General features: G+C 54.1%; 20 protein-coding genes and 5 pseudogenes. 5 read left to right on the plus strand and 20 right to left on the minus strand.

Translation table 11 applies throughout. The annotated features are described in order from the left end of the window. Window positions 1-14: 14 nt before the first annotated feature. The 11 genes from sseB to trmJ all read right to left on the minus strand — a co-directional run bounded on the left by sseB (window position 15) and on the right by trmJ (window position 8,866). Window positions 15-821 (minus strand): enhanced serine sensitivity protein SseB, encoded by an 807-nt coding sequence (sseB, locus tag CS369_RS00410; RefSeq protein ID WP_196905623.1) that lies wholly within the window; start codon window positions 819-821, stop codon window positions 15-17. Window positions 822-856: 35 nt separating this feature from the next. After that, entirely contained in the window at window positions 857-2,149 is a 1,293-nt protein-coding gene (gene pepB, locus CS369_RS00415; protein WP_196905567.1) for an aminopeptidase PepB, read from the minus strand. Window positions 2,150-2,274: 125 nt separating this feature from the next. Next, window positions 2,275-2,475 (minus strand): Fe-S cluster assembly protein IscX, encoded by a 201-nt coding sequence (gene iscX / locus CS369_RS00420; RefSeq protein ID WP_196905568.1) that lies wholly within the window; start codon window positions 2,473-2,475, stop codon window positions 2,275-2,277. A 12-nt stretch (window positions 2,476-2,487) separates the two neighbouring features. Further along, a complete protein-coding gene (gene fdx, locus CS369_RS00425; RefSeq protein WP_196905569.1) occupies window positions 2,488-2,823 on the minus strand; it encodes an ISC system 2Fe-2S type ferredoxin in 336 nt (111 codons plus the stop codon). 2 nt (window positions 2,824-2,825) lie between these two features. Then, on the minus strand, window positions 2,826-4,676 hold the full coding sequence (gene hscA / locus CS369_RS00430; protein WP_196905570.1) for a Fe-S protein assembly chaperone HscA: 1,851 nt from the start codon (window positions 4,674-4,676) through the stop codon (window positions 2,826-2,828). A gap of 89 nt (window positions 4,677-4,765) precedes the next feature. Next, entirely contained in the window at window positions 4,766-5,284 is a 519-nt protein-coding gene (hscB, locus tag CS369_RS00435) for a co-chaperone HscB (RefSeq protein WP_196905624.1), read from the minus strand. Window positions 5,285-5,371: 87 nt separating this feature from the next. Next, window positions 5,372-5,695: an iron-sulfur cluster assembly protein IscA gene (gene iscA, locus CS369_RS00440; protein ID WP_196905571.1), complete on the minus strand. Its 324-nt coding sequence runs from the start codon at window positions 5,693-5,695 to the stop codon at window positions 5,372-5,374. 73 nt (window positions 5,696-5,768) lie between these two features. Then, window positions 5,769-6,155: a Fe-S cluster assembly scaffold IscU gene (iscU, locus tag CS369_RS00445; RefSeq protein ID WP_196905572.1), complete on the minus strand. Its 387-nt coding sequence runs from the start codon at window positions 6,153-6,155 to the stop codon at window positions 5,769-5,771. 24 nt (window positions 6,156-6,179) lie between these two features. Beyond that, window positions 6,180-7,397, minus strand: coding sequence for an IscS subfamily cysteine desulfurase (locus tag CS369_RS00450; RefSeq protein ID WP_196905573.1), 1,218 nt, complete (start codon window positions 7,395-7,397; stop codon window positions 6,180-6,182). 74 nt (window positions 7,398-7,471) lie between these two features. After that, window positions 7,472-7,966, minus strand: a complete 495-nt coding sequence (iscR, locus tag CS369_RS00455) for a Fe-S cluster assembly transcriptional regulator IscR (protein WP_196905574.1) — start codon at window positions 7,964-7,966, stop codon at window positions 7,472-7,474. A 165-nt stretch (window positions 7,967-8,131) separates the two neighbouring features. Next, window positions 8,132-8,866, minus strand: a complete 735-nt coding sequence (gene trmJ / locus CS369_RS00460) for a tRNA (cytosine(32)/uridine(32)-2'-O)-methyltransferase TrmJ (RefSeq protein ID WP_196905575.1) — start codon at window positions 8,864-8,866, stop codon at window positions 8,132-8,134. 128 nt (window positions 8,867-8,994) lie between these two features. Here trmJ and suhB point away from each other — a divergent pair, with 128 nt between their 5' ends. The 4 genes and pseudogenes from suhB to CS369_RS00480 all read left to right on the plus strand — a co-directional run bounded on the left by suhB (window position 8,995) and on the right by CS369_RS00480 (window position 12,972). After that, on the plus strand, window positions 8,995-9,798 hold the full coding sequence (gene suhB / locus CS369_RS00465; RefSeq protein WP_196905576.1) for an inositol-1-monophosphatase: 804 nt from the start codon (window positions 8,995-8,997) through the stop codon (window positions 9,796-9,798). Between the two features lie 183 nt (window positions 9,799-9,981). After that, window positions 9,982-11,106 (plus strand): ABC transporter substrate-binding protein, encoded by a 1,125-nt coding sequence (locus CS369_RS00470; RefSeq protein WP_196905577.1) that lies wholly within the window; start codon window positions 9,982-9,984, stop codon window positions 11,104-11,106. A 3-nt stretch (window positions 11,107-11,109) separates the two neighbouring features. After that, window positions 11,110-12,185: pseudogene (locus CS369_RS00475) on the plus strand (FecCD family ABC transporter permease). A 5-nt stretch (window positions 12,186-12,190) separates the two neighbouring features. After that, window positions 12,191-12,972: pseudogene (locus tag CS369_RS00480) on the plus strand (ABC transporter ATP-binding protein). Between the two features lie 58 nt (window positions 12,973-13,030). On the opposite strand, the pseudogene CS369_RS00485 reads toward CS369_RS00480, so the two are convergent. The 9 genes and pseudogenes from CS369_RS00485 to glyA form a co-directional block, all read right to left on the minus strand. Continuing rightward, window positions 13,031-14,159: pseudogene (locus tag CS369_RS00485) on the minus strand (ABC transporter substrate-binding protein). Window positions 14,160-14,290: 131 nt separating this feature from the next. Next, window positions 14,291-15,347, minus strand: a pseudogene (locus CS369_RS22700) (nickel/cobalt transporter). 23 nt (window positions 15,348-15,370) lie between these two features. Then, entirely contained in the window at window positions 15,371-16,012 is a 642-nt protein-coding gene (locus CS369_RS00500) for a DUF1007 family protein (RefSeq protein WP_196905579.1), read from the minus strand. Window positions 16,013-16,093: 81 nt separating this feature from the next. Continuing rightward, a complete protein-coding gene (locus CS369_RS00505; protein WP_196905580.1) occupies window positions 16,094-17,242 on the minus strand; it encodes a 3-phenylpropionate MFS transporter in 1,149 nt (382 codons plus the stop codon). A gap of 135 nt (window positions 17,243-17,377) precedes the next feature. Next, the gene (locus CS369_RS00510) at window positions 17,378-17,635 is read right to left on the minus strand and encodes a hypothetical protein (protein WP_196905581.1); all 258 of its coding nucleotides are present in this window, start codon (window positions 17,633-17,635) and stop codon (window positions 17,378-17,380) included. Window positions 17,636-17,726: 91 nt separating this feature from the next. Further along, window positions 17,727-19,274, minus strand: a complete 1,548-nt coding sequence (locus CS369_RS00515; protein ID WP_196905582.1) for a tetratricopeptide repeat protein — start codon at window positions 19,272-19,274, stop codon at window positions 17,727-17,729. Window positions 19,275-19,425: 151 nt separating this feature from the next. Further along, window positions 19,426-20,276 (minus strand): annotated as a pseudogene (locus CS369_RS24965) (autotransporter outer membrane beta-barrel domain-containing protein). Window positions 20,277-20,496: 220 nt separating this feature from the next. After that, window positions 20,497-22,221, minus strand: coding sequence for a hypothetical protein (locus CS369_RS00530; protein WP_196905585.1), 1,725 nt, complete (start codon window positions 22,219-22,221; stop codon window positions 20,497-20,499). A gap of 313 nt (window positions 22,222-22,534) precedes the next feature. Next, complete coding sequence (gene glyA, locus CS369_RS00535; protein ID WP_196905586.1) at window positions 22,535-23,788, minus strand: serine hydroxymethyltransferase; 1,254 nt, start codon at window positions 23,786-23,788, stop codon at window positions 22,535-22,537. 325 nt (window positions 23,789-24,113) lie between these two features. On the opposite strand from glyA, the gene hmpA reads away from it, so the two are divergent. Then, window positions 24,114-25,304 carry an NO-inducible flavohemoprotein gene (gene hmpA, locus CS369_RS00540; protein WP_196905587.1) on the plus strand — a complete coding sequence of 397 codons (1,191 nt, stop codon included), beginning with the start codon at window positions 24,114-24,116 and terminating at the stop codon, window positions 25,302-25,304. Window positions 25,305-25,410: the final 106 nt, after the last annotated feature.

Below are 25,410 nucleotides of genomic sequence, written 5' to 3' on the forward strand. Positions count from 1 at the left end.
ATGCACAAGGTAAATTACGCTTTGCCCGTTTGTTTGAACTCACGCAGGAAGCTGCCCCACTTACGTTCATAAAACGGCGTGGCGTGGTGCAGAAAATATTGGCTTACGCCGCCCTTTTCATCCTTATCGACGATACAAATATCCACCGGCTGATCGCCGACGACGGTATCGCTGGCAACCGTGCCTACCGCCTGGATAACCGCCTCCACGTCATCCAAATCGACCAGCTCCAGACCGATCAGCAGATTGGGTTCGGCTTCACCTTCCTTGATCTGCACTACCCACGCACGGCGCACCGGGCGATGCTTGGCAAGCAGTTGCGTCAGCGAATCGATCATTTGGTCCGGCGACGGATCCGGCAGGCTAAGATGCACTTCTACCGACTCGTCAACCACACGGCTTTGCACAAAGCCATTGCCTTCACCCGCTAGCATGTGTTCCACCTCCTGCGGCAGGAACTCTTTGCCGTAGGGGAGTTTAGGGTTAAGGAACAACGTCTGCCCATGCGTTAATTCAAACAGCGAACGGGCTGGCAGCGCCAGAAAAGCGGCTTCCGTTGAGATAGCCATCTGCAAGGCTTCCAGCGACGAGAAAAACGGGATAGCGGTACTGCCATCGGTTTTTTCCCAGTGCTGAATCTCAACCTGACTGCCAACAGGCAGCGTACTGGCACCCTGTTCGCTCGCATCATCGCTGCCGCCAATGATAATGATATAGACGGTAGCGTCCATCAGCTCGGTGAAAAACTCAGGCCGATGGGCAGGCTCGGTCGCCGCCTTCATCAGCACCTCTTCCAGCTTGTTTTGCGGTGTAAATGTCATACTTTGATTATCACTCACGCCTTATTCACTCAATGCTAGTCTTCGCTCAGCAGCAGATTGGCCAGCGTGCGCACGCCCAAGCCGGTCGCTCCGGTCGCCCACTGCTCCACCGCCCCTTTACGGTAGGTCGCCGAGCAGTCGATATGCAGCCACCCTTTCTGGTAGGACGAGACAAAATGCGACAAGAACGCCGCGGCCGTGCTGGCACCCGCGCTGTGCGCCGCGCCTGCAACGTTATTCAGCTCGGCAAAACTGGACGGCAGTTGCGAACGGTGAAATTCCTCCAGCGGCAAGCGCCAGAACGGTTCGTTCTCCTGTTTTGCGCTGGTGAGCAGGCGTTCAGCAAACGCATCATCAAAGCTGAACAACGCGTGATAATCGTTACCCAGCGCCGTTTTGGCCGCACCGGTGAGCGTGGCACAATCGATAATCCACTGTGGCGCTTGCGCACTGGCATCGATCAGACCATCCGCCAGCACCAGACGCCCTTCCGCGTCGGTGTTCATTACTTCGACGGTTTTACCGTTGCGATAGCGCAAAATGTCACCGAGACGGAAAGCGTTACCGCTCACCATATTGTCAGCGCAGCACAGGTAGAGTTTTACGCGACGGGTTAACCCTTGAGCAATTGCCAGTGCCAACGCACCGGTAACCAGCGCCGCACCGCCCATATCGGATTTCATCGAATCCATAAAGCCGCTCGGTTTCAGGCTGTAGCCGCCGCTGTCAAAGGTGATGCCCTTGCCCACAAGACAAGCAAACACCGGCGCATCCGGGTTACCCGTCGGGTTAAAATCCAGCGCCAGCAACACCGGTTGGCGTTCTGAACCACGCCCTACCGTATGCAGCCCTATATAGTTTTGATCGCGCAGATCTTCACCCTTGGTGATGCGATAGTTGACCGCGTTGCCGCCCACATCGTGCAGCAAATCCACCGCACGCGTTGCCAGTTGTTCTGGCCCTAAATCTTCGGCGGGCAGGTTAATGGTGTCGCGTACCCAATCGACAACTTTCAGACGCAGATCCAGCGCCTTGCGCTGCGTCTCTTCCAACGGCGCCCATTCGACGGTACGTTTACCTTTCGGTGCGCGGTAGCCTTGCCAGAACGCCCAGCTAGTTTCCAGATCCCAGCCATCGCCCACCAGTTTGACGTGCTTGATGCCTTGCCCGTCAATTTTGCGCGCCGCGCGCTGAATGATGCCCAACGCTGCCGTTTCGGGCACATGAATGGTGAACCCCTGTTCGTTAGCGCTCAACGACGCTTTTTCTCCCCAACGCGCATCGGCAGGCTGGGTGAAGAGTGAAATTTGCATAGCTTCGCTTGTCATATCAGCTCCGTGGATAATGTACTTAACAGCAACCTATACCCGTTATATTTCAACTCGAATTATGTAGAGTATATTTACGGTATCGCGCTGAAAAAAAGTGCCGCCCGTCAGGCAGCCCAGAATTGTCATTCCGCTTCGTCTAACCACACCAGCAGTATCGCTTCCAGGATTTTTTCGTTGGAAGCGTCCGGCGCGTCATCAAACTCATCCAGCTCGCAAATCCAGCGATGCAGATCAGTAAAACGCACCGTTTTCGGGTCCGTATCGGGAAACGCGTCATACAGCGCTTCACCAATGGCACGGCTATCTGTCCATGTCAATCCCATGTTCAGCTCCTGTTAATGCTCGCGGGCATGGTTAATGGTGTAACGCGGGATCTCAACCACCAAATCGTCGCCCGCGACACGCGCCTGACAGCCCAGACGGCTTTCGGGCTCCAGCCCCCAAGCTTTGTCCAGCATGTCATCTTCGTCTTCTGTGCTTTCCGCGAGAGAATCAAATCCTTCGCGCACGATGCAATGGCAGGTAGTACACGCGCAGGATTTCTCACAGGCGTGTTCAACTTCGATACCATTGCGCAGGGCGACTTCCAGAATCGTTTCACCCACTTTGGCTTCCAATACCGCGCCTTCAGGACACAGATCCTGATGCGGTAAAAAAGCTATCTTAGGCATGCTCACACCTCGTCCACAGAGTGTCCTGCCAGCGCCCGACGAATGGAAGCATTCATACGACGCGCAGCGAACCCCTGGGTTTGTTGATCTACTGTTTTTATTGCGGCTTCAATCAGCGCAACGTCATCACCGGCACTCACCTGTTTCAGCGCCAATACCGCCTGAACGATAGCCGCCTGTTCTTCGGCGCTCAGCAAATCCGCATCGGCGGCCAACGTGCTTTGCACGCTTTCCAGCACCCGCGCAGCTTCGACTTTCTGCTCCGCCAACATGCTCGCAGCAACGTCACTCTGCGCATTCTGCATCGAGTCGGTGATCATCGCGGCAATTTCATCATCGCTCAGCCCATACGACGGTTTGACCTGGATCGCCGCTTCTACGCCCGTGGATTTCTCCATTGCCGTGACGCTCAGCAGGCCATCCGCATCCACCTGGAAGGTAACACGAATATGCGCGCCACCGGCGGGCAACGGCGGAATGCCGCGCAGTGAGAATCGTGCCAACGAACGACAATCCTGCACCAGTTCGCGTTCACCTTGCAGCACGTGGATCATCATGGCGGTCTGACCGTCTTTAAACGTGGTGAACTCCTGCGCGCGCGCCACCGGAATGGTGGCGTTACGCGGAATCACTTTCTCGACCAGGCCACCCATGGTTTCCAGACCGAGCGACAGCGGGATCACATCCAGCAGTAACATCTCGCTGTCTGGCTTGTTACCCACCAAAATATCCGCCTGAATGGCCGCACCCAGCGCCACCACTTTATCCGGATCGATGGCGGTCAACGGCGTGCGGCCAAAGAAATCGCCGACGCGGGTACGCACCAATGGCACGCGGGTCGAGCCACCCACCATCACCACTTCCTGCACCTCATCGGCCTGAACGCCCGCGTCTTTCAGCGCCCGACGGCAGGAAAGCAGCGTGCGTTTCACCAGCGGCTCGATAAGCGCATCAAACTGTTCGCGGCTCAGTTCGCCCTGCCAGGTGCCAACCTGTACCGTCACTGACGGCGCGGCGCTGAGCGCAACCTTGGCATGCAAGGCCGTTTCAATCAATTCACGCTGCACGCGCGCATCGGAACGATCGTCGACGCCAGCCTGCTCGCGCAGCCACTCCACCAACAGGTGATCGAAATCGTCGCCGCCGAGCGCAGAATCACCACCGGTCGCCAGCACTTCAAACACCTCACGACTTAAACGCAGGATGGATATATCAAAGGTGCCACCGCCCAGATCGTAGACGGCAATCACCCCTTCCTTACCCGAATCCAGCCCGTAAGCGATGGCTGCCGCCGTCGGCTCATTGAGCAAACGCAGCACATGCAGCCCAGCCAGACGCGCCGCATCTTTGGTGCCTTGACGCTGAGCGTCGTCGAAATAGGCAGGAACGGTGATCACTACACCATCCGGCACGCCGCCCAGCGCGGCTTCAGCACGCACCGCGAGCGCAGAGAGGATATCGGCAGAAATCTGAATCGGGTTTTTATTGCCCGCCGCCGTTTGCAATAAAGGCAAGCCGTTTTCACTGGCCTGAAAATGATACGGCAAATGGGGATAACGTTGCTGAATATCGGCCAGCGAACGGCCCATCAGTCGCTTGACGGAACTGACAGTGTTGGCGGGATCGTTTACCGCCTGCGCCAGTGCCGCCCAGCCGACATCGATACTTTCGGCATCATAGCGCACCACCGATGGCAGCAGTTCGCGCCCTTCGGAATCCGCCAGCGGCTGTGCTTCGCCGCTGCGCACCGTTGCCACCAGCGAATTGGTGGTGCCGAGATCAATACCCACGGCAAGACGGCGCTGGTGTGGTGCTGCGCTGAGGCCAGGTTCACTAATTTGTAATAGGGCCATATTGAGCTTCCATCAATTGGCTGTCGGTGCCACTGTTGCGCCGACGAAATAAAAAAAACGTTATTCGATTATGTGCATCATTGCGCAGATTAGCGGTCCAGCAGTTGTTCTTCGAGTTGTTCCACCTGCTGTTGCAGCTTATCGAAAAAGCGGAGTTTACGCACCGTATCGGCCGCCGCCGACCACGAGGCCTGCGCCAGTTCGGACTGCATCTGCGCCGTGCGCTGCCGTGTCATGGCGGTTAACTGGTTGGCAAAATCGGCCAGTGCGGCTTCAGCCTCTTCCTGATGTGAAATCGCATCCAACTGCTCGCGCAGTTCCAGTTGCTCCATCAGAAAGGCAGTATCGCGCATCGTATGTTGCTCGTTACTCAGATCAAAACCGTACAACGATAACATATATTCTGCGCGTTTCAGCGGATGTTTCAGCGACTGGTAAGCATCATTAACCGTTGCCGCCTGCTGTACAGCCAGCAGACGCTCCCGTTCGGGCTGCGTGGCAAAGCGATCGGGATGGAACTGGCGTTGCAGTTCCTGATAACGAGAAAGGAGCAGGCTGCCATCCACATCGTAGTGAACCGGCAGCCCGAATAACGTAAAGTAATCCATAGTGCGCTCGGACATTCTGGCGCTAACGGGTAGCCGCCCTACGCCAATGCGTCACGAGCATGCTCCCGTTAACACGGGCAAAACTAATCAGACCGTAAAGCTTTCGCCGCAGCCGCATTCGCCGTTAACGTTGGGATTATTGAACTTGAATCCTTCGTTCAGACCTTCTTTGACGAAATCCAACTGCGTGCCATCGAGATAAACCAGGCTTTTGCCATCGATGATGACCTTTACCCCTTTATCCTCAAACACCACATCGTCGTCGTTAAGGTCGTCAACAAACTCAAGCACATAAGCCATGCCAGAACAACCTGACGTCCGCACACCCAAGCGTAGACCGACGCCTTTGCCTCGATTTGCCATAAAAGCGCTGACACGTTGTGCTGCGCTATCGCTAAGAGAAATAGACATACAACAACCTCAATATCGTTAGCACGCCTTCTGCCCAACGAATTCACGCCGGGCAGCACGGTTCACCGACAGATTATTTCGCTGTGCGTTTGCTTTTGTAATCTGCGATCGCTGCTTTGATCGCATCTTCCGCCAGAATAGAACAGTGAATTTTCACCGGAGGCAGTTCCAGTTCCTCAGCGATCTGGGTGTTCTTGATCGCTTCGGCTTCGTCCAGATACTTGCCTTTCACCCATTCAGTGATCAGCGAACTGGAAGCAATGGCGGAGCCACAACCGTAGGTTTTGAAACGTGCGTCTTCGATAATGCCGTTGTCGCTGACTTTGATCTGTAATTTCATTACGTCGCCACACGCCGGTGCACCCACCATGCCGCTGCCAATCGAAGGATCGGCGTTGTCAAAGGAGCCGACGTTGCGCGGATTTTCGTAATGATCGATAACTTTTTCGCTGTATGCCATGATTAACGTTCTCCGTGCTGCGAATTAATAATGATGAGCCCATTCGATGGTGGTCAGATCCACGCCCTGCTTGAACATCTCCCACAGCGGGGAAAGATCACGCAGACGTCCGATGGATTTCTGGACCAAATCGATGGTGTAGTCGATCTCTTCCTCGGTAGTAAAACGGCCGAGAGAAAAGCGGATCGAGCTGTGCGCCAATTCATCATTCATGCCCAGCGCACGCAGCACATAGGATGGTTCAAGGCTCGCAGAGGTACAGGCAGAACCGGAGGAGACAGCCAGGTCTTTCAGCGCCATGATCAGGGATTCACCCTCAACATAGTTAAAGCTGACGTTCAGGATATTCGGCGCGCCCTGCTCCAGGTCACCGTTAAGGTACACTTCTTCAATATCCTTGATACCGTCCCACAAACGATGACGCAGTGCGCTCAGGCGAGCGACTTCTGCCACCATCTCTTCTTTGGCGATACGGTACGCTTCGCCCATGCCGACGATCTGGTGCACGGGCAAGGTGCCGGAACGCATACCGCGCTCGTGACCGCCGCCGTGCATTTGCGCTTCAATACGGATACGGGGTTTACGACGCACATACAGCGCGCCAATGCCTTTCGGGCCATAGATTTTATGACCAGAGAAAGACATTAAATCGACTTTGATCTTGCTGAGATCAATAGGCAGTTTGCCCACGCTCTGCGTGGCATCAACGTGGAACACGATACCACGGCTGCGGCACATCTCGCCGATAGCGGCAATGTCCTGTACCACACCGATTTCGTTGTTCACGTGCATGATGGAAACCACAATGGTGCCTTCACGCATTGCCGCTTCGAGTTCGTGCAGGTCAATAATGCCGTTACGCTGCGGCGCGAGGTAAGTGACCTCAAAGCCTTCACGCTCTAACTGACGGCAGGTATCCAGCACGGCCTTATGTTCGGTCTTGCTGGTAATTATGTGCTTGCCTTTATTCTGATAGAAGTTGGCGGCACCTTTGATAGCCAGGTTATCGGCTTCGGTCGCGCCGGACGTGAACACAATTTCACGCGGATCGGCACCCATCAGATAGGCGATTTGGTTACGCGCGATATCCACTGCCTCTTCCGCCTGCCAACCAAAGCGGTGAGAACGGGAAGCCGGGTTGCCAAACGTACCGTCCAGGGTCAAAAACTGCATCATTTTTTCAGCCACGCTCGGGTCAACCGGCGTCGTGGCTGAATAGTCTAGATAAATGGGTAACTTCATTGCTCATAAACTCCGTACATCACTTCAAAACGTACAATGCGTTTTGTTTTTATTATTCCTGCGAGGATGAACTATCAGGCGCGCAGATTAACATTAATGGTTTCTTGAATACGTCCATTGGCGGTACGACGAATGTCAGCATCCTGACGATCCGCCACGTCCAGCACTTCCTGATTATTCACCAGTTCGTCCAGCGTGATATTGTTCAAGAAATCGGTGATACGGTCGCTGAGATCGCGCCATAGCGTGTGCGTCAGGCAGCGATCGCCACCCTGGCAGCCTTCACGCCCCTGGCAACGGGTCGCATCGACGGATTCGTCTACGGCAGAGATCACGGCACCAACGGCGATTTCATTAACGTTTTTGCCCAGCAGGTAACCACCACCCGGCCCACGGACGCTGGAAACCAGCCCGTTTTTGCGCAAGCGAGAGAACAGTTGTTCCAGATACGACAGCGATATTCCCTGCCGCTCGGAAATATCCGCCAAAGGAACCGGCCCTTCTTTGGAGTGCAGCGCCACATCAAGCATGGCGGTAACGGCATAACGGCCTTTTGATGTCAGTCTCATAATAGTGGTACCTGTAGATAAAACAGCTTATTATCGAACACGGTTATTATAAACATGCACTGTGAATGCATGTACTTACATAGCACCCTTTCAGTCTGACATTCTCGAGTGTTTTAGTCAACTATTTAACCGAGTAATTCACTCAAGTATTTCTTCGCTACTTTTCTACTCCTGACCGTCATGTCGGTTTTTTTGTACCGAGCTTAAAATGCCGCGCAGAATGGCCAACTCCTGCTCTTCCGGGCGGGCGCGGGTAAATAAACGGCGCAGCTTGTGCATCACCTGCCCCTGATGAGCCTTACGAATAAAACCGGTGTAGTGCAGCGTTTCTTCCAAATGGGTATAGAAGCGTTCCAGATCGTCAACCAGCGGGTAAGGTTCTTCCGCAATCTGCGGTGCTCCCTGCGCCTGCAAATCCAGATGCGCAACGCGAACTTCATAAGCGATCAGCTGTACTGCCATCGCCAGATTCAACGAACTGTACTCGGGATTGGCGGGAATGCAAACGTGATAGTGGCATTTTTGCAGTTCATCGTTGGTCAACCCCACGCGTTCGCGGCCAAACACCAGCGCCACCGGCGCGTGCTGCGCTTCGTGCGCACTGAGCACGCCACACTCGCGCGGTTCGAGCATCGGCCAAGGCAGCGAACGGGAACGTGCGCTGGTGCCAACCACCAGGTTGCAGCCAACCAGCGCTTGATCCAGGTTATTGACCAGCGTAGCGTTACCAATAATATCGCTGGCACCGGCGGCCAGTGCGATCGCCTGTAAATCAGGTTTAATCAGTGGATTCACCAGATAGAGGTTCTTTAACCCCATGGTTTTCATCGCTCTGGCGGTGGACCCCATGTTGCCCGTGTGCGAGGTTTCCACCAGAACGATACGAATATTCTCTAACATGTTGACTCGGCAGTAAGAAGAAAAAGAGTGAAAAACAAGATTAGTGTATCACAGACTTCGCTATTTTCTCTTTCCCCTGCTATAGTGCGCCTCGCTTTCTGTTCTTTAACATCCTAGTGGACGATACCATGCATCCGATGCTTAACATCGCTGTGCGCGCTGCGCGCAAGGGCGGTAATTTAATTGCCAAGAATTATGAAACCCCTGACGCCGTTGAAGCGAGCCCAAAAGGCACCAACGACTTCGTTACCAACGTTGACCGCGACTCCGAACGCCTGATTATTGAGATGATTCGCAAATCCTACCCCCAGCACACCATTATTGGTGAAGAGTGCGGCGAAGTAGTCGGTGAAGACGACACAGTGCAATGGATTATCGATCCGCTGGATGGCACCACCAACTTCGTTAAACGTCTCCCCCATTTTGCTGTTTCTATTGCCGTGCGCATTAAAGGCCGCACTGAAGTCGCTGTGGTTTACGATCCGATGCGCAATGAGCTGTTTACCGCCACGCGCGGTCAGGGCGCACAGCTGAACGGCTATCGTCTGCGCAGCGACAATGCGCGCGATCTGGAAGGCACCATTCTGGCGACCGGCTTCCCTTTCAAGCAGAAACAGCACGCGACCCCTTACATCAATATGGTGTCAGCCCTGTTTACCACCTGCGCTGACTTCCGTCGCACCGGTTCTGCCGCGCTGGATCTGGCCTATGTGGCTGCGGGCCGCGTAGACGGTTTCTTCGAGATTGGCCTGAAACCCTGGGATTTCGCCGGTGGCGAGCTGCTGGTGCGTGAAGCAGGCGGTATCGTGACTGACTTCGTTGGCGGCCACAACTATCTCGCTTCTGGCAATCTGGTGGCGGGCAACCCGCGCGTGGTGAAGTCCATTCTGGCAGCCATTCGTGAACAACTTAGCGAAGCGCTGAAACGCTAAGGCAGTCCTTTGTCCCGTTCGCCGTTGGTGGGCGGGGCAACATCTGATATTTTTCCTTACATTGCGTTCCTGTTAAGTTTTGGCGTATGGTAATACGATAATGATTATCAAATGCATTACATCTGTCTGATTTGTATTAGGAGAGGCCTAATTCATCAGGACAGGTGGTAACGGGACGACACCATGTTTAAGAAATCCATCAACTCGCTGTTTTTCACCGCACTCCTTGCCACACCGCTTTTCAGCCACGCCACACAATATCCTTTAACTGTCACCGATATGGCGGGCAATACTGTCACACTGCAACAAGAGCCGAAGCATCTGGTGCTGCAAGACGGGCGCGATATTATGGCACTGGCGTTGCTGGATCGCGACGATCCGTTCCAGCGTTTAGTGGCGTGGAACAACCCGCCGAAAAAACAGGATGCCGCTACCTGGAACCTGTTGAAGGGCAAATGGCCGAACGCAGAAAATATCCTTGATATGGACTTTGGTGACAAAGGCGATATTGAGCTGGAAAGCGTGCTGGTGAAAAAACCGGATTTGATGGTGGCGCAACTGCGTGCCAAGGCGTCACTGGAAGGCAATGGCGTCGTTAACAAGCTGAACGAACTGCACATTCCATTGCTGTTTGTCGATTATGAAATCGATCCGGCCAAGAACACCACGGACAGCATCGACCTGCTCGGCAAGGTGCTTAACCGTGAAGAGAACGCCAAAGCCTATACCGACTTCTACCGTCAGCACGCCGCAGACATTCAGCAAAAAACCGCAGCGATTACGCCGAAACCGCGCGTGTTTATCGAACCTATCGCGGGTAACAGCTATGCCTGCTGCTTTAGCCATAAAGATAACGGCTGGGGCGGTTTACTGAGAGCGGTTGGGGTGACCAATATCGCTGCCGATCTGCTGCCGGGTGCCACTGGTTTTATCTCACTGGAAAAAGTGATTGCGGAAAAACCGGATGCTTACATCATGACCGGCTCCAAACGCGGTAACAGCGCCAACAAAATTCTGTCATTCGGCTATAACGCCACCGCTGAGGATATTCAAGCCAAAGCCGATGTGCTGTTAAGCCGTCCGGGTATCGATCAGGTCCCTGCCATCAAGGCCGGTCAGGTTTACGGGGTGTATCACCACTTCTATAACCATCCGTATAACATTGTCGGCATGAAATATCTGGCGAAAATTGCCTATCCGCAAGCGCTGGTAACGTTAAATCCTGATCAAACTTACCACGATATCGTGCGTCGCTTTACCGCGCTTCCAGACACACCGTTTATTTTCAGTCAAAAGTTGGCCAAGTAGTCGATGAGTACAACCACTGACATCAGCCGCCAAAAGGCGGCTGACTCGGATATCCTCCGTCATTATCAAGATATTCTACGCCATCGGTTGCTGATTATGCTGTTGCTGGTCGCCGCCATCGTGGTTTCCCTGCTGTTGGATTTCACCATGGGGCCATCCGGGCTTTCACTCGATGTGCTCTGGCAAACGCTGACCAACCCCGCGCAGGCAGATGCCGGCACGCGGTGATTGTGTGGGATATTCGCCAGCCCTACGCGCTGATGGCGCTAATCGTCGGACTGGCCTTAGGGTTGGCAGGCGCAGAGATGCAAACCATCCTGAATAACCCGTTAGCCAGCCCGTTCACGCTGTGCGTCTCTTCAGCCGCTGCCTTCGATGCAGCTCTGGCGATTCTGCTGGGGATTGGTATTCCCAGCATTCCGGCTCAGTGGTTTATCTCCGCCAATGCCTTTCTCTTTGCGCTGATGGCCGCATTGTTACTTGATGGCATTACCCGCAGGACCAACGTCGCGACGTCAGGCGTGGTCCTGTTCGGTATCACGCTGGTGTTCACCTTCAATGCACTGGTATCGATGCTACAATTCATCGCCAATGAAGATACCTTGCAAGGGCTAGTATTCTGGACCATGGGCAGCTTGGCGCGCGCCTCATGGGAAAAGCTGGGCGTACTGCTGTTGGCGCTGGTGGTATTAATGCCGCTGTAGTTTATGAGCTCATGGAAGCTCACCGCCTTGCGTCTCGTGGAAGATCACGCCACCAGTTTTGGCATCAACGTACGCCGTTTAAGTCTGGCGACGCTGCTACGCATCAGTATTCTCTCGGCGCTGTCGGTGGCGTTTGTCGGTCCGATCGGTTTTATTGGTCTGGTTGCGCCACACATTGCCCGCATGGTATTCGGCGAAGATCACCGCTTTTATCTGCCCGCCAGCGCCCTGATTGGTGCACTGGTGTTATTGCTGGCGTCGGTGGCGTCTAAAAACCAGATCCCCGGCGTGATTATTCCTGTTGGGATCGTGACATCGCTGGTTAGGGTGCCTTTCTTCCTGAGTATTATTCTGCGCCACCGGGGGAATGTATGAACCAGATGCTGTCGCACGCCGGTTTGCGCATCTCCCGTTTCGAAGCCGGTTATCCGAAACGACAAATCATTCACAACCTCAATGTGCCGCTATTACCGCGCGGTAAAATCACGGTACTGCTTGGCCCCAACGGTAGCGGTAAATCAACGCTGCTGCGCGCGCTGGCCGGACTAGGCAACGCCAACGGTGAACTGCATCTGGACGACACCAAACTGATGCAATTGCCGTTTGCCAAGCGTGCCGAACAGGTGGTTTATCTGCCACAATCTTTGCCCGCAGGCATGCATTTGCACATGCTGGAGTCGATCATCGTGGCACAACGGGCTTCCGGCGGTTTGAACTCGCGCGAGAAAGAGAATGAAGTGTTGACGCTGCTACGCCAACTCGGTATTGAACATCTGGCGATGAGCTCTCCGGCGGCCAAAAACAGCTGGTAGTGCTGGCGCAATCGCTGATTCGCCAACCTTCACTGCTGTTACTGGATGAACCGTTAAGCGCGCTGGATCTCAATTACCAGTTCCACGTGATGGATTTGGTGCGTAAAGAGACGCGCAAGCGCAATATCGTCACGCTGGTGGTGGTGTACGACATCAATATCGCCCTGCGCCACGGCGACCATGTGCTGATGCTGAAAAACGGTGAGCTGATTACCGACGGCGCGCCTGCCGAGGTGATCAGCGCTGACAGTCTGGCACAGGTGTATGGCGTACGCGGGCCCATTGAGCGCTGTTCGCAGGGCATACCGCAAGTGATGATTGATGGGTTGGTGTCTGAGCCGACGATTTGATTGCTAGTGCATTGAATGACCATAAAGCCCGTATAAACGTGGGCTTTTTCATCAGTAATTATTTCTGCTGCGGTGGCAGCGTTACCCAATATCCCGGTTGATACGGCAGCGGCAAGAACTTCTCATGAAAGGTTCTGAACGTCGCGTCCGGATCGATATCCTTAAACAGATCCGGATGCAGCCATTTCGCCATCGCCTGAATCGCAACAAACTGATACGGGCTATCGTAGAACTGATGCCAGATAGCGTGGGCATTGCCGTTGGTCGCCACCGGCAAGGTTTTGAACGCAGAATGCTGCATCAACGCAGCCAGACGTTTAATGGCTTCCGCCGTGTCCGCTCCTGGCCCCACGCCAACCCACTTGTTCGCCGTGTTGTAGTTCTTCCAGTTAGCCCACGTGACAATCACCACATCCGGACGAGCACTGATGATAAATTCCGGATTCAAAGTGCCAAAGGTACCGGGGATCGCCGTTTTGGCGACATTGCTCCCACCGGCGACTTCCAGCATTTTGCCAAAGTTTTCATCACCAAAGGACATGCAGCACTCATCATAGCCGCCAGCACGATCGATCATGACTTTCAGACGCGGTCCCTGATAATTTTTCAGACGATCTTCCACCACGGCGATCTGCTCGCGGCGGAACTGAACGATCTCCTCGGCACGCTGCGGCTTGTTCAGCAGTTGCCCCATGATACGGATGCTCTTTTCCGCATTCTCAAACGGCTTCTCGCGGAAATCGATAAACACCACCGGAATACCCAACAGCTCTAGCTTTTCAATCAGTTTGCCTTCATCCGTCGCCGCTTTCGATTCCAGGTTCATCAGCACCAAATCGGGTTTGAGCGTTAACGCCTGCTCAACGTTAAAGGTGCCGTCCTTCGCGCCGCCAAACGTTGGCAACGATGTGATGCTCGGCAACTGTTTTTCATAGGCCTTATAGCCATCAAAATCCGGCTTTGGGCAGATCGTCACGCCAACCAACCACGCGTTTAAACGGTGCTTCGGTGTCAAAGGCCGCCAGCAGGTAAATCTGTCGCCCTTCTCCCAAAATGATGCGTTTGGCTTCCGCGGCAATTTCAACCTTGCGACCACTGACATCTTCGATAACGATCGGGGCGGCATACGACAGGCAGGTGACACTCCATAGCGAGATGGTAGCTATCCAGTGTAGCGTTTTCTTCATTTTTATCCCTGATTTTATATAAATAATGAGACTCATTATCATCATTTAAAATGATATGCTGCGCGCCACAGAGCAGATGCAATGGCTTTTTGACGTCAGGCACGTTCAGAGAGAAAAATCAGAAAGGCACGTCAGGAGAGCGGACGGATACCACCGGTAATGGCAGGTTGCGCTGAGAGATAAAGCAGAACGCCAGCGCCAAACAGCACCATGCCACCCGCCAGCGACAACGTGCTCCAGGCGGTCTGTTGCCACAGCGTAGGCGCACGTGAGCGTCCCATGCGTTCAATCACCCGGCGACAAAAGAACACCAGCAGTGCCAACACCGAGAGGGTAATGGCCGTGCCCAGTGCTATGGCGAGCGCAGAAGCAACGCCCCAGGCAAACACGCCGATCACTTTGAAGAACAACAGCACAAGGATGGCCCCCGAGCAGGGACGCAACCCCATGGCAAACACAATCGCCACTCGGGTACGCCAGCCATCACCACGTTGCAATTCTTCCTGGGAAGGGAGATGACGATGGCCGCAACCGCATACGCCATCATCCGTCACGGGCTATAACGGCGCGAACGGTAACAGACGCGCCTCTGCGGTTGACACGTGAATACGCTGAATTTGGGTTTGTTGGCATGTCTTGCATGGGTAATCGCCGCCCACAGACGTTTAAGGGCACGCACGCTGAGCCACAATCCCAGTAGCGCCACCAGCATAAAACTGGCCTTTTCCATCCAGAAAGTGCAGGCATGCAGTGCCCAGCTGGAGAGTTGCAAAACCCCCAACGTGACGCTCACAAACCCAATCGCCATCATGCCTTGCAGCAGCGAGGATGCTAGCGTCAGTTTTAGACTGTTTTTAAGCTGCGTCGGATGAGTGCAAGGTAGGTGGCGATCACCACTTTACCGTGTCCCGGCCACACCGCGTGCAAGATGCCGTAGACCAGACTGAACGCCAGCAGGCTCAGCACCGCCTGATGCGGCTGTTCGTGCACCGCCTCAAGCAGCGCTGACATCTGCTGATGCATCACCTTCTGCCAGGCAACGCTTTGCAGCAGAATATCCGGCCAGTAGCGCAGCGCCACCTGAGCACCCAGCGCGAGCAGCAGTAAAAAAGCCGCTAACGGCCACAGTCCAAGGCACAGTCTCAAGGTGCGATTGCGTTTTCGTTTTTCAAACACGGTCAGTGGCATTCCAACGTAATGTATTGTGCAAACTATTTGCCCAACGCCAGATCCTCATCGGGGACATCGGCTTTATCCAGCGACAGCGCATAAGAGCGTAAATCAGCGCTGGGTTTCGGGGTAAACAGCGCGGTTTTACAATGTTCCGCCAGCGCAGGCGCAAGGCGAACAGCGTTTTTATCCTGATAGGACATATCGACAAAATAGGTCGGGTCATAGGTAGAAATCTGTAGCGACGCACCTTTCAAAGGCTGCGGATGCGCCAGCGGCAGCACAAACTTCAGCACCGCTTTATTGCCCTGCCGCGACAAATGATATTCTGTCGGCAGCAGTTGGAATTTCACCGCCGTGTTATCCAGATAGATCTCAGTAAAATAGTGCTGACCCAACACGTTCGCCATCACTTCCGCCGCCAGTTTTTTCCAGATTTCAGCGTCACTTTTCGCCTTGCCCGCATCGTAGAGCAGATCGGCTGAGGTGATCGGATCCATCGTCCAGTTCATACTCAACCCGGTGATGGTGTCATTCTCACCTTCAACCGTGGTTTGGATATCGATAAAACTGTGGGGATGCGCCCACACCGAATGCGAGGCAAGCGACAGAAGCGAGAACAACACGCCCGACCGCCATCCTAACCGAGCACAACAGCGACCGAAAGTGTTATAAAGTAACATAATGTATCGTCTCTTGACGCAGACGATGACACCCGAACTTTCCAAGCGTCATACTATTCCGAAATGAACGTGATGCCCAGTTTATGCGTGTTGAGCGGGCGTCGCGGGTCGTAAAAACAGCGTGGGAACCACCAGCGCCGCCATCACCCAAAAGGTGGCATGTTGCAGATGTTCAAACAAAAAGCCCGACACCACCGTCATCACCGCAATGCTGCCGCCCATTGCCAGTGCCGAGTAGACGGCCTGCAAACGCAGCACGTCGCCACCGCTACGCGCAGAAATAAAGCGCATGGCGGCCAGGTGGCACAGGGTAAAGGTACCGCAGTGCAATATCTGTATCACAATCAGCCAGGGCAACGCTACGGTGGCCCCCATCAGCCCCCAGCGAACAATGCCTGCCACCGCTGACAGCAGCAACAGGTCGCGGACGCTGAAACGCGCAAACCAGCGTTTGCTGAACATAAATACCACTACCTCAGCCACCACCCCCAGCGACCACAAATAGCCAATCACCGCTGGCGAATACCCCACATCCTGCCAGTAGATAACGCTAAAACCGTAATAGGCTGCGTGCGCCCCTTGCAACAACGCCACGCAGAGCAGAAAGCGCCACACGCCCTCTTCACGCAGTAATTTCGGCCAGGAGGTTACCGCCGCGGCGTGCTCCCCCCCCGCGCTGGCCAGCGGCATCACAGAAGGTCGCAGCAACATGCCCAACAGCATACACACCAACCCGGCGGTCAACGTTGCCAGGATTGCCGTGTGCCCCCAGGCGGCCACCAATTCACCGGTGACGGCAGAACCAATCACAAAGGCTATCGAGCCCCATACACGCACTTTTCCATAGTCCATGGCGATCTGGCGTTGCCAGGTGGCGGCCAGCCCATCGTTAAGCGGCACCAGCGGTGAAAAGAACAGATTAAAGCCCACAATGACCAGCAGCAGCCACACCCAGGCATTGCCCAACCAGAAACCCAGCGCAAGGAGCAGTGACAGCAACGCCAAAAGACGTATCGCATTAATCAGATGAGCGGGATTTTTTACACAAGGCGTAATGAAGAGACTCCCTATACAGCGCGCAACCAGCCCGGCACCAAGCAGCAAACCGATATTTTCCGCGCTAAGACCTTCCCCTTTTAGCCAGCCGCTCCAGAACGGCAGGAAAATGCCGTAGCAGAAAAAGTAGGTGAAATAACTGAGCGCCAGCCAGTAGGTGGATTGCAAAACCATCGTCTCTCCTTGTCAACTGCGCAGCACATAGCGTCACTACGGCGGCTACAGCCCGATCATCGCGCCCTAAAAAGGCGTCTTAGCCTAACAGGTAAAGCGGTGGCTTCCCAGCGCAGGCTCGCAAAATTCAGTTTATCAGGCACGGAGCAGAGAACGCTGTGCAGGGTCTTCACAGGGAACACGCATATGCAACAAGGCAGGCCAAAGCGCAGGCCAATCGCCCTCATGATCCACGTCGTGCACTTCACGCACATCGGCACAACGCCCGACAGCAGTAACAAAAAAGTGGGCAATAACCGAAGGCACAATGCGATCGGTATCGCCGCTGAAATGCAGTTGTGGCACAGCGGCAATCTCGCTCGCGACATCGTCCGGGTTAAGCGAATCGGGCATGGGGGCGACACGGTGTAAGCGATTAACCGCGACATGATTGAGGTTGCCCCCACCGTGCGTAGCAGGGCAATGTCTTTACGACGTGCAGCAATCAACACCGCAATAGCGCCACCGCCGGAGGTCGTCCTGCCCAGACCAGCCCCACTAACGGTCGCGGTAAATGCGCCAGACGCTGTTGCCAGAGCTCGATACGCTGGGGATCGGCAAACAGATAAGGCACAGTACCGGGCAAATCCGTCAGTTGCAGGCCCAGCTCCATCGGCAGGCTCATCAGCTCACAATGATAATCAAAGGACTGCGGTAAGTTTCCACGCACAACGATCTCATCCCAGCCAGTACAGCGGCGTGCCAGTGCCAGACAATCGCTGTTCACTTGCAGAATAATGCGCGCACCACTGCGCTCGCGCGCGGTCTGGACCAGACGTAAAAACTGAATGGTATCGCCAAAGCCCTGCTCGTCATGGATCAGCAAGCGTTTCCCAGCCAGCGGCTGCCCTTCCCAACGCGGTTTCTGCACATGACGGCACACCTTAGCTGTGTGCTCCATCTGGTAGCGAAAGCGGTATTCTCGCCAGCCTTGAGTAAAATCGCCGGTGACTAACAGCAGTGAAGCCAGCGCGAAACGTGCCGTCATCTCACCGAGCCGAACCCGCACCAACATGCTCATAATGCGCAACGCAGGTTCCATTTTTAACTGAGCGCGCAGCGCCCGCGCCAGCAGATGCCACAGCGTCGGCGGCCCGTTGCCGTTCGCCAGCGTTTGCGTCAGCAAAGCTTCCACCTCGGCATGGCGACCTTCGGCATAAAGATCGAGCACTTGCTGATGACAGGCGGCAATCACCTCGGGGGACAGCACCGTACCGGACGTCGAACGCTGCGCGTTAACCCGGTCCGGAGCAAAGGCGCGTAATGCGTCCAGCCAGCGGCTAGCCTCTTCAGGCCGTTGGCGCACCCTCGCCAGATCGGCAAGATTAAGATAGGCTTCCGCGCAGCGTGGGTCGAGCGCTATCGCCTGCTCGGCTAACTCGGCGGCTCGCGCTAGATGACCAAGTTCGCGTAACAGAGAGGATTGGTTGATGCAGGCTTGAACAAACTGAAGGTCGTGCGCCAGCGCCTGCTGGTAATGATGCAATGCTTGCTGACTCTGCCCTAAACGGCGCAGCGTATTCGCCAGATTATTGTGTGCCTGCGGATTGTCGGGATTAGTAGTCAACACCTTGCGCAGACAGGATTCACTGAAAGTCAGATTGCCACACTCTTGTGCGATGATACCCAGGTTGTTCCATGCATCCATCAGTTGCGGATCGGCAGCAACTGCCTTGCGCGCCGACTGTTCAGCGTCCTTCAACTGTCCCTTTTGACGATACATCTCGGCCAGATTGCTGTGAAACAGTGCAGGCGCTTGCGGCGAGCGGGTCGCTGCCTCTAAATAGGTGACCGCACGCTCCTGAAAACTATAGACATGGGCCATAACGCCGAGCAGATGCATGGCCCCCGGTTGCTGAGGGACTACACGCAAAATACGCAGACAGAGTTGCTCTGCCTGCGCCGCCTGACCAGCCCACCAGTGTGCATACGCGCGCCGCAAGGCCGTTTCAACGGTAAGCGGTGTCGCCACTGGATGAGTCGGATTAAGCACAAAATCTCCCTGATGCCAGAACATGAACTGAAACAATGCGCCAGCGGCATAGCCACACCGCTGGCGCAGGGGAATCAGAACTGCCAGCGCAGTTGCAGATTACCGGTGTGACTTTGATAGTGTCGGGCCGCTTCGCTGGTATATTTTATCGTCACACTGAGGTCACGAGAGAGACCCCTGCCGAGAACACGCCGGTATCCACAATCGGTTTCGAACCGCGTGCCACAAATGAACTTGCGCCGGTGCTGTCGGCAGAGAAGCTGGCTACTGATTGCAACGCATCGTCATGGTATTCGTGACGCCATCCGCCCTGAATAAACGGCTGAATTTCACCGTCTGACATTTTGAAACGGTGATCCAACTTCAACGCCAGGTCACTTTTGAGTGAGGTTACCGTGGTATCGTCAACCCGCAATCCCGCACCGTTGCCACCCGCTTCGGTATAACCGTCCTGCCCCAGTTGCTGTACGTCAAGGTAGCGATCGGTGTCAATCGAGTCCACTGGGTTCCCATCGAGAGCGGATACCCCACCAGACCGGAGGCAATGAACTGGTTACCTTTGAATGTCGCAGTGGTATTACCGTTAAATCCGGTGAAATCCAGCTGACGCTTGGTGCCGTAATGGTGGAAGATACCGCCAGTCGTTAGGTTGACGTACCAAGGGTCACCCTCATAGTTGGCATAGCCGAACACGCCGTAAGATTTGACATGGGCCGAACTGCCCAGATTATCGCCGCTGCTGTTCACCATAGTGATGGTGTAACTGCCTAATCCCCCCAAACGCCAATTATCGTTGACCTCACCATCGCCCCCTAACATCACACCAACGAAGTGTCCGTCGTAACCCGCGATATCCCCCTGCTGGCCTCGGTTGACCTTGCCGCCAAAGCCTTGCCCCCAGGCTACCGGACCGTCATCATTTTCCCCGGTCGAAATACCGCTGCCTGCACCTGCCAGACGAATGGCTTCACCGCGTTGCGCCAATACGTCCAGTACCGACATGGAGTGCAGTACTGCAGCCTGCACCGAGGCTGAGGCGATCGCCGCCGGGCTAAGTTGCGCCCCCGCACGGTTAGCCTCTGCTGTATTGCCTACCGCAGCACCAGCGTTAAATAGATTGAGCAGGGACGACTCCGTACCGCCATAATTAAACAGGCCGTTCAATGCAGTGATGGCGTTTGACGTCGTCGCGTAACCAATCGGTTTGTAATCGCCATTGCAGTCACCCAACGTCACCACCAGATCGCTGGTGCTGCCGTGTGTTACCGGTTAGCAGCCCGGTGTAATTCTCAGCCCAGTAATCCAGTTTGTCGGCGTTGTAATCGGTGCCATCACTATTTGCTCGAATCACCACATAGTGCTGCCCTTGTGCAAACGCATATTGGCCGTTACCCATTAGCCCCACGTTAGATCCGCTGGCGATATTGGCACTGCCGGACACCACCAGGCGGCCATACCCGTTGTAGGCGTTGATATCACCGTTGGTGGCAAGGTAGTTATTGACACCAAACAGCAGGCTGGCACCGCCTCCCTGTTGATAGTCTCCGTCGATCGTGAGCACATTGTTGACCATCAGTTGGGCAGAGCCATTCACCAGTTGGCCTTCCCCCAGAATCACGTTGTCATTCAGCACCGTATTGCCCGTAACAAAAGTCAGGTCACCGGCCGCAATGGAAATAGTGCCGATACTGCCTTTGTCATAGCCAGTCAAGGTCCCGATGTCCTCGCCTTCACTGCCAAAGAAGGTCAGGCCGCTGGTGGAGTAGATATTTCCTGCTATCACCCCATCGTTATAGATCGACCCGATACTCCCGCCATCGATGGAGAGCGCGGCAGACTCACCGCTTATAATGCCTTCATTGCTGAGGGAGCCAAGGGTACCACCGTTGTAAATTCCCATGGCGATATTGGTGTCGATGGAGCCCGAGTTGAAAAATGTCCCGACATAAGAGCCACCTTCCACCACCAGGCCATCCTCCGCATCAATCAGTCCGCTGTTATTGATGGCGGCGATCGTACCGACAGCGTCTTCCGGGTTACCAAACGCACCGATGCCCAGATTGGCACTCAGGGTACCCGAGTTGAAGAAGGTACCTACATACCCGCCGCCTGATACAATCAGCCCGTCATCAGCATCAATAAGGCCAGTGTTGGAAATAGATCCAATCGAACTTAACTCTTCGACATTTTCACCAAACACGCCAATACCCAGACCAGAACTGATGGTACCGCCATTAATTAACGACGCTACGCCGGCATCATTTTTCAGAACGATCCCAGCATCACCTTTAATCAATCCAGTGTTACTAATGGAACTGATGCTGGAACTATTTAGCAGGATAGCGGCATCGTTATCAGAGGAAATCACACCGGAGTTGACCAATTCATACAGCTTGGAATCCTTTTCCAGCACGACGCCCTGCTCACCACTGATCTCACCAGAGTTCTCGAAAGAGCATAGGTTGCTGGCGTTGATTAAAACGGCCGTATCTTCATCACCTTTGATATATCCCGAGTTGTTGAATTCCGCCAGAAAGCTGTTGTTCTCGAGGTAAACGCCCTTATATCCTGAAATGGTGCCGGTGTTAAACAGCGAATCAATGTTACCCGCATCACTCCAAAGACCACTGTTGTCACTGGCAGAAATTAAACCGGAGTTGGTTAATGGTCCGATCGACCCGGTGTTATAGATCCCATCACTACCAGTGATAACGCCAGCGTTGCTGAGCGTACCAATGGTTGAGGTGTTGGTGACACCGAAATCGGTTCCGGTGATCGTACCGGTAGTGGTTATGCTCAAATAATCCTGCGCAGTTGTGATGCTCAGGCCGCTGATGTTCGTGGAAACATCGATCGATGCAGCAGATGATGGGTAAGTAGAAAGAACACATAGTACGGCACTTACTGCCACCACCAACGGTTTGACTTTGAATGACGAAGACCTCATCCGGCACTTCCCCCAAATAATATAACAAATTGATATTTCATCATTAATATGATATCGATAGCATTTTAATTAATAACGATGAATAAAAATGATTTACCGTTATTAATTAGAATAAAACTTCCTGAAAACAACGTCTTTTCGATAAGAACTGTCTCAAAGGGTAGACGGCGCGTGGGAGAAAACTTTCATATTCTGATTCTTGCGCTAAGAGCACATAGGATTTTATATCAGATGGTTACGTGAAGATAGTGAGGAAAAGAGGTAAAAAAAACGCCAGCCCGAAGGCTGGCGTTAACTTACAGGTTATTGGCGATCAGGCATAAACCGGGAAACGCTCGCAAATAGCGAGGACTTTTTGTTTCACGCGTTCAATGGTCGCTTCGTCATTGATGTTATCCAGGACGTCACAGATCCAGCCTGCCATCTCACGCACTTCCGCTTCCTTGAAGCCACGACGGGTTGCCGCCGGCGTACCGATACGGATACCGGAGGTCACAAACGGGCTCTTCGGATCGTTCGGTACACTGTTTTTGTTAACAGTAATGTTAGCGCGACCCAGAGCCGCATCGGCTTCTTTACCGGTCAGGTTTTTGCTTACTAGATCGACTAGGAACAGGTGGTTGCTGGTGCCACCAGAAACCACGTTGAAACCGCGCGTCAGGAACACCTCAACCATAGCCTTGGCATTCTTCGCCACTTGTTGCTGGTAAACTTTGAACTCAGGTTCCATTGCTTCTTTCAGCGCTACCGCTTTACCGGCGATAACGTGCATCAACGGGCCCCCCTGACCGCCAGGGAACACAGCAGAGTTCAGCTTTTTGTACAGTTCTTCATCACCGCCCTTGGCCAGAATCAGGCCGCCGCGCGGACCCGCCAGCGTTTTATGGGTAGTGGTCGTGACGATATGCGCATGAGGAACCGGGTTAGGATAAACGTCAACCGCGACCAGACCCGCAACGTGTGCCATATCCACAAACAGATAAGCACCAATGCTGTCAGCGATTTCACGCATTTTCGCCCAGTCAACCACGCCTGAGTAAGCAGAAAAACCGCCTACGATCATTTTCGGTTTGTGGATTTGTGCCAGTTCAGCCATTTCTTCGTAATCGATTTTACCGCTTTCATCGATACCGTAAGGAATCACTTTGTACAGTTTGCCAGACAGGTTAACCAGAGAGCCGTGGGTCAGGTGACCGCCGTGAGCCAGGTTCATCCCCAGAATGGTATCACCCGGTTGCAGCAGCGCAGTATACACGGCAAAGTTGGCCTGGGAACCGGAGTGAGGTTGCACGTTAGCGTAGTCAGCACCGAACAGCGCTTTAGCACGGTCAATCGCCAGTTGCTCTACGATGTCAACATATTCGCAGCCGCCGTAGTAACGTTTGCCGGTATATCCTTCCGCATATTTGTTGGTTAACTGAGACCCTTGAGCCTGCATAACACGTGGGCTGGTGTAGTTTTCTGACGCTATCAGTTCAATATGCTCTTCCTGACGCACCACTTCTTGCTGCATCGCGTGCCACAGTTCGGCATCGTAATCGGCAATGTTCATTTCACGCTTTAACATCCGCATCTCCTGACTCAGCTAACTATATGTACAGTAAAAATGCCCGCAACGGGTATTGGCCTATAGTGTAAACCGTTTATCCCCTTGCATGATAGGGCTTGACAGAGGTTTTTACGCAAACGATTAGCTTCAAGCAGCACAAGGCTTAGCGGCCTAATGCCTTCATGCACTGGCAAGGGAGTTTTCTTCATCTGCATCCTGCATTTTCTTCATTTTGTGTTCCCGTCGACACAATAAACACCAACACAAAGCAGGGATTTACAACGGGTCAACGCTCAAATAAGATGCATTAAAAATACATTTTATAAAGCCACCTGGGGTCACCATGCTAGACGCAAAAACTATCGCTATCATAAAATCGACCCTGCCCTTGCTGGCAAAAACCGGCCCGGCACTGACCGCTCATTTTTATCAGCGCATGTTCAGCCACTATCCTGAACTAAAAGACATTTTCAACATGAGTAATCAGCGCAATGGCGATCAGCGAGAAGCCTTATTCAACGCTATCTGCGCCTATGTGGCCAACATCGACAACCTCTCGGCGCTGCTGCCTGCGGTGGAGCGTATCGCACAGAAACATGCCAGATTCTCGATCCAGCCTGCGCAATATAGCATCGTTGGCGAGCATCTGCTGGCCACGCTGGACGAATTGTTTAGCCCCGGCGAGGAGATATTGGATGCCTGGGGCAAGGCGTATGGCGTATTGGCTGATGTTTTTATTCAGCGTGAACGCGCCATTTATCAGGATGCAGCCAGCCAGCACGGCGGCTGGGAAGGCACGCGCCCCTTTCGCATCGTGAAAAAACAGACGCAGAGTGCGCTGATCGCCAGTTTTACACTGGAACCTGTCGATGGCAAACCGGTGGTGGATTTTAAACCCGGTCAATATTTGGCAGTCTACATTCGCCACGACAGCCTTACTCATCAGGAGATTCGCCAATATTCCCTGACGCACGCCCCCAATGGCCGCACTTATCGCATTGCGGTAAAGCGCGAGGCTCAAGGAACCGTTTCCGGCTATTTGCACGACATGGCACAGGAAGGCGATATCATTTCACTGGCTGCGCCCCACGGGGGTTTCTTTTTAACGGCCTCCCCAACCACACCGGTCACGCTTATCTCTGCGGGCGTAGGGCAAACACCGTTACTCAGCATGCTGCACCAGTTAAAAGATCGGGCGCATGAAGCGGACGTCCTGTGGTTGCATGCCGCTGACAACGGCGATGTGCATGCCTTTGGTGATGAGCTGGCGCAGATTAACCAGCAATGGCCCACATTGACACGTTACGTATGGTACCGTCAGCCCGGTAAAGACGATCGTCCCGGTGAAGATTTTCGCTATCAAGGCGTAATGGCGCTGGACAAACTGGCGTACCGTCTGAGCGATGCCAGCATGCATTTTTATCTTTGCGGCCCGGTGGCCTTTATGCAATTCGCCGCTCATCAACTCCTCGCATTGGGCATCGCCCCCTCACAGCTACACTACGAATGCTTTGGACCACATAAAGTCGTGTAATGCGCCGACTCGCAAGCCCCTACCGCACGGGCAAACGCACGCGCGGTAATCTTATCCACGATCACAAATTTATGCTCCCACCCGATCCGGTAATGATAAAAAACAG

Source organism: Candidatus Symbiopectobacterium sp. 'North America' (assembly GCF_015762685.1).
Lineage (GTDB): Bacteria > Pseudomonadota > Gammaproteobacteria > Enterobacterales > Enterobacteriaceae > Symbiopectobacterium.